Source organism: Pseudomonas sp. CFBP 8770 (assembly GCF_014841705.1).
Taxonomy (GTDB): domain Bacteria; phylum Pseudomonadota; class Gammaproteobacteria; order Pseudomonadales; family Pseudomonadaceae; genus Aquipseudomonas.
This window is the reverse complement of the sequence record NZ_JACYUL010000007.1, coordinates 138543-151971: the sequence shown is the minus strand read 5'-3', so window position 1 is coordinate 151971 and position 13429 is coordinate 138543. Positions and strand designations below refer to the sequence as shown.

The following is a 13429-nucleotide window of genomic DNA, read 5'->3' as shown; positions in this document are numbered from 1 at the left end:
CGCGCGAGGCAGTGCCTCGCGCGCAGGGGCAGGTCAGTGGATGTCTACGGTGAAGGCAGCTTTGCCGTTCGCCGGGCCGGCCGTAGCGCCACCCAGCGAGATGTAGTTGGCCGTGAACTCGAGCGGTTGCTTGGGGTTGAGATACTCGGCGGACGCCTGGCTCAGTGGTACTTCAGCGCCGGTGGCATCACGAATCTGAATGGCAACATTGGTGGCGTAGCCGGTAACGCTGCGGTCGATACCCAGCCACTGCGCGCTGGCGCCGGCAGAGCCACTCAAGCCCAGGAAGGTAACGGACGCGGCCTTGCCGGTGAGATCGCACTGGGAGTCGCTGTCATCGATGCGCAGCGAGAAGCGCCCACCACCGGCTACCGCACCGGCGTTGCTCAGCGCGCTGGTGGGTACGCTGCCCAGGTAGGCCACGCCCGGTGCGCCGCCGGAGGTGTCACCGACCTCGATGACACAGGTGCTGGTCTTGATCTCGCCACGGAAATTGATTTCTCCGTCGGCGGCCATGGCGCTGCTGGCCAGCGTGGCCAGGCCGAGTGCGCCGATGAAGGGAATGAGACGAGCGGTTTTCATTGGATTTCCTTTTTGCGGTGTGGAATGTCATCTATCCGTTTGAATGCATGGATTGAATGGCCATGCCTTCGATAGGGAGTCGATTTTCCGCACCCGGCGCAGTCGCGCCTATAGGAAATTTCCTTCGAAAAAATGAAAACGCGGGCAAAAAAAACGGCCCATTCATGGGCCGCCTGTTGCTGCTCGGGAGGATCAGTCGATGTACTCGAACAGCTTCACGATCTTCTGCACGCCGGAGACACCCTGCACCAGGTTGGTTGCGCGGGTGGCCTCGGCCTGGGTCAGCAGGCCCAGCAGGTAGACGATGCCGTTCTCGGTCACGACTTTGATGCGCGAGCCGGGGATGGCGCTGTCGGCCAGCATCTGGGTCTTGATCTTGGTGGTCAGCCAGGCGTCGTTGTTGCGTGCCAGCAACGAGGAGGGCGCCAGCACCTGGATCTCGTTGTGGACCTTCTTGACTCGCTGCACCTCGCTGGCGGCCTGCTCGGCAAGGGCCTTGAGGTCGGCACGCGGCGTCTGCCCGGCGAGCAGGACCACACCGTTGTAGCTGGTCACGACCACGTGGGAATTCTTGTCCAGGTCGATGTTGGCCTTGGCAATGTTCACCGATACCTTGGTTTCGATCAGCGAATCGTCGATCTTGCTGCCCAGGGTGCGGGTGCCGCGGTCATCGTCGATCGGGTTGTCACGCGTGGCGGTAAGGACCGAGCTGCAGCCGGTGACGCTCAAGGCCAGGCTCAGGGCCACTAGGGCAAGGCGGTTACGCTTCATTCTTCACTCCCGAACAATTGGCTGTCGATCAAGTCGCAGAGGCAGTGGATCGCCAGCAGGTGAACTTCCTGGATGCGTGCCGTGACATTGGCAGGCACGCGGATCTCGACGTCTTCGGGCAACAGCAGCGAGGCCATGCCGCCGCCGTCGCGGCCGGTCAGGGCCACCACGACCATGTCGCGGTCGTGGGCGGCCTGGATGGCCTGGATGATGTTGGCCGAGTTGCCGCTGGTGGAAATGGCCAGCAAGACGTCGCCCGGCTGGCCCAGCGCGCGGATCTGCTTGGAGAATACCTCGTTGAAGCTGTAGTCGTTGGCGATCGAGGTAATCGTCGAGCTGTCGGTGGTCAGCGCGATGGCAGGCAGGCTGGGGCGTTCGCGTTCGAAGCGGTTGAGCAGCTCGGACGAGAAGTGCTGGGCATCGCCGGCCGAGCCACCGTTGCCGCAAGAAAGCATCTTGCCATCGCTGAGCAAGGCACCCACCATGACCTGGCTGGCTTGTTCGATGTACGGTGCAAGGACTTCCATCGCCTGTTGCTTGGTATCGATACTGGCCTGGAAAAGCTGGCGAATTCGGGATTGCATGTCCATCAAGGTGACCTTAAGTAGGGCGGCTGGTCGGGCAAGACCGCAACGCGGCGGTGGTTCCCGGCACAAGAATGTGCAGCCCGCAAAGCAAAGAGCAAAAACGGTGGCAAGGGTGTCGAGTGTCAGCTGTCGAAGGCATTGCGGATCCAGTTCAGGCGCGTGGCCCGAGTGCTGGTGCCTTCCAGGGCGACCACGTCGAAACGGCATGGATGCTGGGCCCAGCGCGCTTCCTTGATGAGGAAATACTGCGCGGCCAGCACCAGCTTTTCGCGCTTGCGGGCATCGATGCTGGCCAATGCTCCGCCCCATTGTGCGTGCAGGCGATAGCGGACTTCGACGAATACTACTGTATCGCCATCTAGCATGACCAGATCAAGCTCGCTCCGTTTGCACAGCCAGTTCTGCGCCAGCAGCGTCAAGCCCTGTGCACACAAGTGCTCAAGGGCCTGCTGCTCGGCATCGCGACCCGCCTGCTGGCGGGGACTCAGCGACATTACGGCGTGGTGTTGGGCAGGCGCTGGACCTGGCCACCGACGAACTGCGCCCACGGCAATTGGCGCTCGATGCGCTGACTGGCGCTCATGCCGAGGTTGCCGGACAGACCTTCGATGCGGCTATCGGGCAGGGCCTTGAGCTGACCCAGACGCGCGGCCAGGGTGTAGGCATCGACACCCATGGCGTACAACCGACCCATGCTGCCATTGGCCTGCGGCCACTGGCGCGTGACCTGCTGGCGCAATGGATTGCTGTTGTCGAGCAGCCAGGGCGTCTCGCAAAAGCGGATGCCGGTCATGTCGTTGTACTGGGCCTGGTCGCCACTGGCGCTGAACACGTGCGAGGTGGCGTAGACCGGCAGGTCGCCGGCGTACTGGAAATTCAGGGTCGGCTTGATCTGCTGGGCCTGCTGCGGTGTAGCGGCGAGGAAGATGAAATCGATGTCCTGACGACGCGAGGCCTGCGCCTCGGTGCTGCTCTGCAGGCCGCTGCCGGCGTTGCGCACCTTGAGCATGTCGGCAATCTGTTGTGCCAGTTGCACCGGCTGGTCGACGCGTTCGGCAGCAACCAGCGTACCGCCGTTGGCTTCCCAGTCCTGACGGAAGGCATTGAGCACACGGTCGCCCCACTCACCCTTGGGGATCATCGCCGCAGCGCTGTGCAAGCCGTCGGCACGTGCACGGCGGGACACTTCGCGCGCTTCGTCTTCGGCGGCCAGGCCGAACTGGAACAACTGGGGTGGGCCGAGCTGGTTGTTGTCACTGTAGTTCAACGCCAGGGTTGGCAGGGGCAGTTGGGTGCGTGCCGCCAGTTGCTTGACCAGAGGTTTCTCCAGCGGGCCGATCACCAGTTGCACCCCTTGCGCCTGAGCCTGGCGGTAGAAGTCGTCGAGCGAGCTCAGGCGAGAGCTGTCGATCACGTCGATGATAGGGGGTTTCTGCCCGGCTTGCTGAGCCTGGTAGTACGCCGCCATGAAGCCTTCGCGCAACGCGCGGGCCACGCCTGCCAACGGGCCTTCCTGAGGCAGCAGCAGGGCGATTCGGGTCAGCGGCTGGCTGGCCAGGGCCTTGAGTTTGACCAAGGGGGCCGGCAGCTGTCTGGCGGCAGGGTGAGCCGCGTGCTGGGCCACCCAGGTATCGATGGCAGCCTGCTGTTGTTCCAGGGTGCCGGCCGATTTGACGGCCAGGGCCAGGCTCAGCCAGCCGGCGAAGTCATCGGTGCCTTGATTTTGCAGCTGCTCGACAGGCAGCGAACCCACCAGTGCCCAGATGGCCTCGTGATTCTGGCCGGCGACCTCGCCACTGAGCAGGGGGGCGACGAACACCCGCTCGCGCGCCGCAGCCAGGATCTGGCCGTCGGCTTCCAGGGCCCGGGCGCGAACCAGATGCGCGCGTACCTGCTGGTCTGCGGGCAGCTCGGCCAAGCGCTGCAGGCTCGGATGATCGAGGGCGGCAAGCGCGGCCTTGGCATCGTTGCGGTTCAGTGCGAGCTCTGCGCCCAGGGTGCTGGCCAATATCTGCAGGCCCGGCTTGAGCAGCTCGATTCGGACTTGCTGGAGGATCTGCGTCGCGCGGGCTGGATCGCCCTGGCGGGCAGCCTGATCTGCCGCGCTCAAGCGCAAGGCAGCCGCTTCTTCCGGCGACTTGCTGGCGGTAGCACGTTCGAGCAACTGCTCGACGGTGGCGTCCGGCGTGCGCGGCAGCTCACCGAGATTGGATGAAGGCGAACTGGCGCACGCAGCCAGCAAGGCGGCGAGGCATAGGGCAGATAGAAGCCGCAGGCAGGCTGTCATGGATATCTTCCTGATTTACTCGATCAATAGACGGGCAAGTGTACCCAAGCATCGGCCCGGGTGCGACGAGGATGGCAAGCCTGTCCTTATAGAGGACAAGCAAATGTTTCACGTGGGCTGTGCCGGATCGCTGGGCGAGCACTGGCTGGCCTGGAGCCTGTACAATGCGGGTTTGGCCGAACGACAAGGTGTGTGCTGTGACTGCTTCAAGCGCTTCTAATTCCACCCCAGGCACACTTTATGTAGTGGCTACGCCGATCGGCAATCTGGACGACATGAGCGCGCGGGCGTTGAAGATCTTGGGCGAAGTAGCGTTGATCGCGGCCGAGGATACGCGCCATTCGGTGCGCCTGATGCAGCACTTCGGGCTGAATACGCCGTTGGCCGCCTGCCACGAGCACAACGAGCGGGACGAAGGCAGCCGTTTCATCCAGCGGCTGCTGGCAGGCGATGACATCGCGCTGATTTCCGATGCGGGCACACCGCTGATCTCCGACCCCGGCTATCACCTCGTGCGTCAGGCGCGTGCGGCGGGCGTGCAGGTAGTGCCGGTTCCCGGTCCCTGCGCCCTGATCGCGGCGCTGTCGGCCGCCGGCCTGCCGTCGGATCGCTTTATCTTCGAAGGTTTCCTGCCCGCCAAGACCGCCGGTCGCTGTGCGCGTCTGGAGCAGGTCAGGGAAGAGCCGCGCACCTTGATCTTCTATGAAGCGCCGCACCGCATACTCGAGTGCCTGCAGGACATGGAGAAGGTCTTCGGCGGTGAACGCTCTGCGCTGCTGGCGCGCGAATTGACGAAAACCTTTGAAACCCTCAAAGGTCTGCCGCTGTCCGAGTTGCGTGCGTTCGTGGAAGCCGACAGCAACCAGCAGCGCGGTGAGTGCGTGGTACTGGTGGCGGGATGGACTGCGCCGGTCAGTGATGAAGCCGTCAGCACCGAAGTGATGCGCGTTCTGGACCTTTTGCTGGCAGAAATGCCGCTCAAGCGCGCTGCGGCGGTGGCGGCCGAGATCACCGGCGTGCGCAAGAACCTGCTCTACCAGGTAGCCCTGGAAAAGCAGAAGGCGTGAGATGACTTCGGCGCTCGGTCAATCGGTGCGATAAAAGCTTGTCCTGGCCGATGCATGTCGTTAACCTGCGCGCCGGAGAGTCGATCGGACAGTCGCTGCCTGTTTTTGTTCCGCAACTCAGGTTGCTGGGCAGAGCGGGGGGAGGAAAGTCCGGGCTCCATAGGGCAGAGTGCCAGGTAATGCCTGGGAGGCGCGAGCCTACGGAAAGTGCCACAGAAAATAACCGCCTAAGCGCGCAAGCGCCGGTAAGGGTGAAAAGGTGCGGTAAGAGCGCACCGCACGTCTGGCAACAGTTCGTGGCTAGGTAAACCCCACTCGGAGCAAGACCAAATAGGGTTCCATATGGCGCGGCCCGCGTTGGAACCGGGTAGGTTGCTAGAGGTGTCCAGCGATGGCCATCGTAGAGGAATGACTGTCCTCGACAAAACCCGGCTTACAGATCGACTCTCCACCTTTTTCCTTCGCGTCCCTTCGCTGTCCCTTGCGCTGTTTCGCAGAAAAAAACGGCTACAAAACCCCCTTTGGTAATGTCGAAAAAATCTTAGTCTTGAGACTCTACTTTAAGTTCAAGACGCAGATGCTTGAACTCAAACGGCTTTGTCTCTGCCTGACGTGTCTCAAATACCGTCTTCCCTTCATTTTGCGTTCTAAATCTCCGATCTATAAGGCTTTTCCCTACAGACGCGCCTTGACGGTGTGGTGGGGGGGTTCCTATAGTGTGCGCGAGTGGCGGGAAGTGGCGAAAAGTGGGTTTTTCGAGTGTAAAAGTCTGAGTTCAGGGGAAGCGCGACGTGTTTCGTGGAGCAAATCCGATCAACCTCGATGCCAAGGGACGGCTCGCAATGCCGAGTCGGTATCGTGACGAGTTGGATTCCAAATGCGCCGGTCAGCTGATCATCACGGTCGACACCATCGACCCCTGCCTGTGCGTCTACCCAATGGATGAGTGGGAACTCATCGAGGCCAAGCTTCGCGCCTTGCCATCTTTGGTGGAAAGCAACCGGCGCCTGCAGCGTTTGCTGATCGGCAATGCCGTAGACCTCGAGCTCGACGGCAGCGGACGTTTCCTGGTGCCCCCGCGCCTGCGCGAGTACGCCCGGCTGGACAAGCACGCGATGCTGGTCGGCCAGCTGAACAAGTTTCAATTGTGGGACGAGGGTGCGTGGAATGCCGTAAGTGCGGCTGACCTTGCAGCTATACAACAACCGGGCGCCATGCCTGAAGAATTGCGTGATTTGATCTTGTGACTATTGATAGCGGCTTCAACCACATCACCGTGCTGCTCGACGAGGCTGTCGAGGCTCTGGCCGTGCGCGACGATGGTTGCTATCTGGACGGCACCTTCGGCCGTGGTGGCCATAGCCGCCTGATCCTGCGCCACCTGGGGGGCGATGGCCGCCTGTTGGGGTTCGACAAGGACCCTCAAGCGATTGCCACCGGGCAAGCGCTGGCGGCCGAAGACGGCCGCTTTGTCATTGTACAGCGCAGCTTTGCCGAGCTCGGTGCCGAAGTGCGCGAGCGCGGCATGCATGGCAAGGTCAGCGGCATTCTGCTCGACCTGGGTGTTTCCTCGCCGCAGCTCGACGATGCCGAGCGCGGCTTCAGCTTCCTGCATGACGGTCCGCTGGACATGCGCATGGACCCTTCGCGCGGCATGAGTGCAGCCGAGTTCATCGCAACCGCTGCGGAGGAAGAGATCGCCCGCGTCTTCAAGGAATACGGCGAGGAGCGCTTCGCCCGGCGCATGGCGCGTGCGGTCGTGCAGCGTCGCGAAGTGCAGCCGTTCGAACGTACTGCCGACCTGGCCGAGGTGCTCAAGGTCGCCAACCCGGCGTGGGAGAAGGGCAAGAACCCGGCAACCCGCGCCTTTCAGGGGCTGCGCATTCACGTCAACAATGAACTGGCCGACCTGGAGGCAGGCCTCGAAGCTGCGCTCGATGCGCTGGAAATCGGCGGCCGTCTGGTGGTGATCAGCTTTCATTCCCTGGAAGATCGCATCGTCAAACTGTTCATGCGCAAACTGACCAAAGGCGAAGCCGACAACCTGCCGCGTAACCTGCCGGTGCGTTTCGAAGCCTTCGTGCCCAAGGCCAAGCTGCACGGCAAGGCGCAGTTTGCCTCCGAAACCGAACTCAAGGCCAACCCGCGTTCGCGCAGCGCCGTCATGCGTGTTGCGGAGAAGCTGCGATGAGCAAGCTCCTCAACAAGCCGCTGCCGGGCGGCAGTTTCCTCATGCTGCTGCTGTTCATCGCCGTGCTGGTGTCGGCCATCGGCGTTTCCTACAGCGCGCACATCAATCGGCAGTTGCTCAATACGCTGTACGGCGAGCTCAGCGACCGTGACAAGGCGCAGGCCGAGTGGGGGCGCCTGATCCTGGAGCAAAGCACCTGGACCGCGCACAGCCGTATTGAAACCCTGGCCGCCGAACAGCTGAAAATGCGCATCCCGGATGCCGCCGAAATTCGCATGGTGTCGCCATGATGAAGCTCGACGGGGCTCTGTTCCCGTGGCGGTTTCGCCTGATGGTCGGCCTGCTCTTGCTCTTGGTCGCCGGTATCGTTGCGCAGATCGTCTACCTGCAGGTCATCAACCGTGACTTCCTGATCGGTCAGGGCGATGCGCGCAGCATGCGGCACATCCCCATTCCAGCGCACCGCGGCCTGATCACCGACCGCAACGGCGAGCCGTTGGCCGTGAGCACGCCGGTGACCACCCTGTGGGCCAATCCCAAGGAAATGCAGCTGTCCAAGGACAAGTGGCCCGAACTGGCGCGGGCGCTTGGGCAGGAGCCAAAAGCCCTCGCCGCGCGTCTCGAGGCCCAGGCGAGCAAGGAATTCATCTACCTGGTGCGTGGCCTGACGCCTGAGCAAGGCGCCTCGGTGCTCGACCTGAAAACCCCGGGTGTCTACGGCATCGAGGAATTCCGCCGGTTCTATCCGGCAGGTGATGTCACCGCGCACATGGTCGGTTTCACCGACCTCGACGATCACGGCCGTGAAGGCGTCGAGCTGGCCTATGACGAGTGGCTCGCCGGCGTGCCCGGCAAGCGTCAGGTCATCAAGGACCGGCGCGGTCGGCTGATCAAGGACGTTCAGGTCACCAAGAATGCCAAGGCCGGAAAGACCTTGGCATTGTCCATTGACCTGCGCCTGCAATACCTGGCCAGCCGTGAGCTGCGCAACGCCATCAACGAGAACGAAGCCAAGGCCGGCAGCATGGTCATCATGGACGTGAAGACCGGCGAAGTGCTGGCCATGGTCAACCAGCCCACCTACAACCCCAACAACCGCCGCACCATGTTGCCAGCGGCCATGCGCAACCGGGCGATCATCGACGTGTTCGAGCCTGGTTCGACCATGAAGCCGATCTCGATGAGTGCAGCGCTGGAAACCGGCCGCTGGAAACCGACCGACAAGGTGGACGTCTATCCCGGTACCTTGCAGATCGGTCGGTACACCATCAAGGACGTGACCAAGACCGAAGGCCCGGTGCTCGACCTGACCGGCATCCTGATCAACTCCAGTAACGTGGGCATGAGCAAGGTCGCCTTCGACATCGGCGGTGAAAGCATCTACCGCGTGATGTCGGCGGTCGGCCTGGGCCAGTACACCGGCCTGGGCTTCCCGGGCGAGCGCGTCGGCAACCTGCCCAACCATCGCGAATGGCGCAAGGCCGAGACCGCGACGCTGTCCTACGGCTACGGTCTGTCGGTGACGGCGCTGCAGCTGGTGCACGCCTATGCGGCGATCGCCAACAACGGCCGCATCGTGCCGCTGACCATCCTCAAGAGCGACCAGCCGCCGACTGCGGCGCAGGTCATTCCCGAGAAGGTCGCCAAGACCGTGCAGGGCATGCTGCAACAGGTCATCGAAGACACCCGCGGCGTGTACCGCGCACGGGTGCCCTCGTATCACGTGGCCGGCAAATCAGGTACTGCGCGCAAGGCCACCATCGGTTCGCGTGGGTATACCGAGAACGCCTATCGCTCGCTCTTTGCAGGCTTCGGTCCGATGAGCGACCCGCGCTACGCCATCGTGGTGGTGATCGACGAGCCCAGCAAGGGTGGCTACTACGGTGGTCTGGTCAGCGCGCCGGTATTCAGCAAGGTAATGTCCGGCACGCTGCGCCTGATGAACGTGCAACCCGACAACCTGCCACCGCCCGTGCCGCAACAGCAGGTGAACGCCGCACCGGCGACCCCATTGATAAAAGGAGGGCGCGGCTGATGACCATGCCCCTGAGCAAGCTTTTTCCCGAAGCCAGCCGCGATCCGCTGATTCGCGAGTTGACCCTGGACAGCCGCAACGTTCGCCCCGGCGATCTGTTCCTGGCTGTGCCTGGAAGCAAGGTCGATGGCCGCGCGCACATCGCCGACGCCCTCAGGCTGGGTGCTGCCGCCGTGGCCTACGAAGTGGATGGCACCACTGTGCTGCCGCTCACCGATGTGCCACTGATTCCCGTGAAAGGCCTGATCGCGCAATTGTCGAGCATCGCCGGGCGTTTCTATGGCGAGCCGAGCCGTCTGGTCAATCTGGTCGGCGTGACCGGCACCAACGGCAAGACCAGCATCACCCAACTGGTCGCCCAGGCACTCGATGCGCTGGGCGAGCACTGCGGCCTGATCGGCACCCTGGGCACCGGTTTCTACGGCGCTCTGCAGAGCGGCCGGCTGACCACTCCCGACCCGATCGCCGTGCAGTCCACTCTGTATGACCTGAAGAAGGGCGGCGCCCACGCCGTGGCCATGGAAGTGTCGTCGCATGCGCTCGATCAAGGTCGCGTGGCCGCGCTGGATTTCGACATCGCGGTGCTGAGCAACCTGTCTCGCGACCATCTTGACTACCACGGCAGCATGCAGGCCTATGCAGCGGCCAAGGCGCGGCTGTTCGCCTGGCCGGGGCTCAAGTGCCGCGTGCTCAACCTGGACGACGAATTCGGTCGGCAGTTGGCCGAGCAGGAACAGGACTCGCGCTTGATCACCTATAGCCTCGCCGACAGCGCCGCGACGCTGTTCTGCCGCGACACTCGCTTCGACGACCATGGCGTGCGTGCCACCCTGGTCACCGCACAGGGTGAATACAGCCTGAGCAGCCGCCTGCTCGGCCGATTCAACCTGAGCAACGTTTTGGCGGCGGTGGGCGTGCTGATGGGCATGGCCTATCCGCTCGACGACATTCTCAAGGTCATGCGTAACGTCGAAGGGCCGGTTGGTCGCATGCAGCGCCTGGGCGGCGCAGACAAGCCGCTGGTGGTGGTCGACTATGCCCATACGCCCGATGCTCTGGAGCAGGTCCTGCAAGCGTTGCGCCCCCATGTCGAGGGCCAGTTGCTGTGCCTGTTCGGCTGCGGCGGTGATCGCGACAGTGGCAAGCGTCCACTGATGGCCGAAGTGGCCGAGCGCCTCGCCGACCGTGTGCTGGTGACCGACGACAATCCTCGCAGCGAAGATCCACTGCGCATCTTCGACGACATTCGTGCCGGCTTCTCCAGTGCCGCCAACGCGACGTTCGTGGCTGGGCGTGGTGCGGCCATCGCTCAATTGATCAACGCGGCATCGCTCAAGGACGTCATCGTGCTGGCCGGCAAGGGCCACGAAGACTATCAAGAGATAAACGGTGAACGTCAGCCGTTCTCCGACCTGCAGCAGGCCGAACTGGCCCTGGCCGCATGGGAGGCCGTCGATGCTTGACGCCATGACCCTCAGCCAACTGGCCGACGCCTTGCAAGGCCACGTGCGCGGCGCCGATGCGCGCTTCGCTGGCGTCAGCATCGACAGCCGTGCCATCGTTGCGGGCGACCTGTTCGTCGCGCTGGCCGGTCCGCGTTTCGATGGCCATGACTATCTCGACGAGGTGGCTGCCAAGGGAGCGGTAGCCGCGTTGGTGCAACGCGAAGTTGCAGGCGCGACGCTGCCCCAGTTGGTGGTGGCCGACACGCGCCTGGCGCTCGGGCAGCTCGGTGCATTGAACCGCGCGGCGTTCACCCGTCCCGTGGCAGCCATCACCGGCTCGAGCGGCAAGACCACGGTCAAGGAAATGCTCGCCAGCATTCTGCGTACGCAAGGTGAGGTGCTGGCCACCCGTGGCAATCTGAACAATGACCTGGGCGCGCCCCTGACGCTGCTCGAGCTGGCGCCACAGCACACGGCAGCGGTGATCGAGCTGGGCGCATCGCGCCTGGGCGAAATCGCCTACACCGTGGGCCTCACGCGTCCACAGGTGGCACTCATTACCAATGCGGGCACTGCCCACGTCGGCGAATTCGGCGGCCCGGAAAAAATCGTCGAAGCCAAGGGCGAGATTCTCGAAGGGCTGGGCGAGGGCGGTACCGCCGTTCTCAATCTCGACGACAAGGCATTTCCGATCTGGCAGGCACGGGCCGGCCAGCATGCCGTGCTGACCTTCTCGCTGGACAACGCCGAGGCCGACTTTCATTCCAGCGCCCGCCACAGTGATGCGCGCGGCTGTCCGTCCTTCACCCTGCACGGTCCTGACGGCGACGTGGCGGTCCAGCTCAACCTGCTGGGCACCCATAACGTGCTCAACGCCCTGGCGGCGGCAGCGGCGGCGCATGCTCTGGGCGTGACGCTGGCCGGCATCCAGGCAGGCCTGAACGCGGTGCAGCCGGTCAAGGGCCGCACCGTGGCGCAGCTCGCCGTCAACGGTGCGCGGGTGATCGACGATACCTACAACGCCAACCCGACCTCGATGTGTGCGGCAGTCGACATACTGGCCGGCTTCTCCGGGCGCACCGTCCTGGTCCTGGGCGATATCGGCGAGCTGGGAGCCTGGGCCGAAGCGGGCCATCGTCAGGTCGGTGAGTACGCGGTCGGCAAGGTCGACGCGCTGTACGCGGTGGGCCCATTGATGAGCCACGCAGTCGCTGTGTTTGGTGCTCAAGGCCGACACTTCGCCAACCAGGCAGACCTGATTGCGGCGCTGGGCGCCGAGCAGGGTTCCACTACCACTATTTTGATCAAGGGATCACGCAGCGCGGCGATGGAAAACATCGTGGCGGCACTGTGCGGTCCTGGCGGGGAGAAACACTGATGCTGCTGCTGCTGGCGGAATTTCTGCAACAGTTCCACAAAGGCTTCGCGGTCTTCCAGTACCTGACCCTTCGCGGGATTCTGGGCGTACTGACCGCGCTGTCGCTGGCCCTCTGGTTGGGCCCCTGGATGATCCGCACCCTGCAGATTCGTCAGATTGGCCAAGCGGTCCGCAACGATGGCCCACAATCGCACTTGTCCAAATCCGGCACACCGACCATGGGCGGCGCCCTGATTCTGTCGGCCATCGCCATCAGCACGCTGCTATGGGCCGACCTGTCCAATCGCTACGTCTGGGTCGTACTGATCGTCACCCTGTTGTTCGGCGGCATCGGCTGGGTGGATGACTACCGCAAGGTGATCGAGAAAAACTCGCGCGGCCTGCCCAGCCGCTGGAAATACTTCTGGCAATCGGTGTTCGGCCTGGGTGCCGCGGTGTTCCTGTTCATGACCGCGAACAGTCCGGTGGAAACCACGCTGATCATCCCGATGCTCAAGGACGCCAGCATTCCATTGGGTGCCGGCTTCATCGTGTTGACCTACTTCGTCATCGTCGGCTCCAGCAATGCGGTCAACCTCACCGATGGCCTCGACGGCCTGGCGATTCTGCCGACGGTGATGGTGGGCGGCGCGCTGGGGATCTTCTGCTACCTGTCGGGCAACATCAAGTTCGCCGAATACCTGCTGATTCCCTACGTGCCGGGCGCGGGCGAACTGATCGTCTTCTGCGGCGCGCTGATCGGTGCCGGGCTGGGCTTCCTGTGGTTCAACACCTATCCGGCTCAGGTGTTCATGGGCGACGTCGGCGCGCTGGCGCTGGGCGCCGCGCTGGGCACCATCGCGGTGATCGTGCGTCAGGAGATCGTCCTGTTCATCATGGGCGGCATCTTCGTCGTCGAGACGCTGTCGGTGGTGATCCAGGTCGCCTCGTTCAAGCTCACCGGTCGCCGGGTGTTCCGCATGGCACCGATCCATCACCATTTCGAACTCAAGGGCTGGCCCGAACCTCGGGTCATCGTGCGTTTCTGGATCATCACCGTGATTCTGGTGTTGATCGGCCTTGCCACCCTGAAGCTGAGGTAGAACG

Annotated in this window: 14 protein-coding genes and 1 other RNA gene; 10 read left to right on the top strand and 5 right to left on the bottom strand. The window is 63.3% G+C overall.

What is annotated here, in order from left to right:
• Positions 1-33: 33 nt before the first annotated feature.
• The 5 genes from IFT98_RS16845 to IFT98_RS16825 form a co-directional block, all read right to left on the bottom strand.
• Positions 34-582, bottom strand: coding sequence for a fimbrial protein (locus IFT98_RS16845; protein ID WP_192050672.1), 549 nt, complete (start codon positions 580-582; stop codon positions 34-36).
• Positions 583-774: 192 nt separating this feature from the next.
• The gene (locus IFT98_RS16840; protein WP_122479478.1) at positions 775-1353 is read right to left on the bottom strand and encodes a BON domain-containing protein; all 579 of its coding nucleotides are present in this window, start codon (positions 1351-1353) and stop codon (positions 775-777) included.
• Positions 1350-1943, bottom strand: coding sequence for a phosphoheptose isomerase (locus tag IFT98_RS16835; RefSeq protein ID WP_122479477.1), 594 nt, complete (start codon positions 1941-1943; stop codon positions 1350-1352). The genes IFT98_RS16840 and IFT98_RS16835 overlap by 4 nt, the downstream gene beginning before the upstream one ends.
• Before the next feature lie 119 nt (positions 1944-2062).
• Positions 2063-2434, bottom strand: a complete 372-nt coding sequence (locus IFT98_RS16830) for a YraN family protein (protein ID WP_192050674.1) — start codon at positions 2432-2434, stop codon at positions 2063-2065.
• Positions 2434-4227, bottom strand: a complete 1794-nt coding sequence (locus IFT98_RS16825; RefSeq protein ID WP_192050676.1) for a penicillin-binding protein activator — start codon at positions 4225-4227, stop codon at positions 2434-2436. The genes IFT98_RS16830 and IFT98_RS16825 overlap by 1 nt, the downstream gene beginning before the upstream one ends.
• Here IFT98_RS16825 and IFT98_RS16820 point away from each other — a divergent pair.
• The 10 genes from IFT98_RS16820 to mraY all read left to right on the top strand — a co-directional run bounded on the left by IFT98_RS16820 (position 4226) and on the right by mraY (position 13425).
• On the top strand, positions 4226-4447 hold the full coding sequence (locus IFT98_RS16820) for a hypothetical protein (RefSeq protein WP_192050846.1): 222 nt from the start codon (positions 4226-4228) through the stop codon (positions 4445-4447). The genes IFT98_RS16825 and IFT98_RS16820 overlap by 2 nt on opposite strands.
• The gene (gene rsmI / locus IFT98_RS16815) at positions 4392-5294 is read left to right on the top strand and encodes a 16S rRNA (cytidine(1402)-2'-O)-methyltransferase (protein ID WP_122795974.1); all 903 of its coding nucleotides are present in this window, start codon (positions 4392-4394) and stop codon (positions 5292-5294) included. Before IFT98_RS16820 ends, rsmI begins: the two co-directional genes overlap by 56 nt.
• Positions 5295-5370: 76 nt before the next feature.
• Positions 5371-5746, top strand: an RNA gene (gene rnpB / locus IFT98_RS16810) — RNase P RNA component class A.
• Positions 5747-6085: 339 nt separating this feature from the next.
• Positions 6086-6541 carry a division/cell wall cluster transcriptional repressor MraZ gene (gene mraZ / locus IFT98_RS16805; protein WP_192050677.1) on the top strand — a complete coding sequence of 152 codons (456 nt, stop codon included), beginning with the start codon at positions 6086-6088 and terminating at the stop codon, positions 6539-6541.
• A complete protein-coding gene (rsmH, locus tag IFT98_RS16800; RefSeq protein ID WP_446730845.1) occupies positions 6538-7485 on the top strand; it encodes a 16S rRNA (cytosine(1402)-N(4))-methyltransferase RsmH in 948 nt (315 codons plus the stop codon). Before mraZ ends, rsmH begins: the two co-directional genes overlap by 4 nt.
• Positions 7482-7775 carry a cell division protein FtsL gene (gene ftsL, locus IFT98_RS16795; RefSeq protein WP_122479472.1) on the top strand — a complete coding sequence of 98 codons (294 nt, stop codon included), beginning with the start codon at positions 7482-7484 and terminating at the stop codon, positions 7773-7775. The genes rsmH and ftsL overlap by 4 nt, the downstream gene beginning before the upstream one ends.
• Positions 7775-9520, top strand: coding sequence for a peptidoglycan D,D-transpeptidase FtsI family protein (locus IFT98_RS16790; protein ID WP_163007622.1), 1746 nt, complete (start codon positions 7775-7777; stop codon positions 9518-9520). Before ftsL ends, IFT98_RS16790 begins: the two co-directional genes overlap by 1 nt.
• Positions 9520-10983, top strand: a complete 1464-nt coding sequence (locus IFT98_RS16785; RefSeq protein WP_192050679.1) for a UDP-N-acetylmuramoyl-L-alanyl-D-glutamate--2,6-diaminopimelate ligase — start codon at positions 9520-9522, stop codon at positions 10981-10983. Before IFT98_RS16790 ends, IFT98_RS16785 begins: the two co-directional genes overlap by 1 nt.
• Positions 10976-12343, top strand: a complete 1368-nt coding sequence (locus IFT98_RS16780; RefSeq protein WP_192050681.1) for a UDP-N-acetylmuramoyl-tripeptide--D-alanyl-D-alanine ligase — start codon at positions 10976-10978, stop codon at positions 12341-12343. The genes IFT98_RS16785 and IFT98_RS16780 overlap by 8 nt, the downstream gene beginning before the upstream one ends.
• Positions 12343-13425 (top strand): phospho-N-acetylmuramoyl-pentapeptide-transferase, encoded by a 1083-nt coding sequence (mraY, locus tag IFT98_RS16775; RefSeq protein WP_192050682.1) that lies wholly within the window; start codon positions 12343-12345, stop codon positions 13423-13425. Before IFT98_RS16780 ends, mraY begins: the two co-directional genes overlap by 1 nt.
• The last annotated feature ends 4 nt before the right edge of the window (positions 13426-13429 follow it).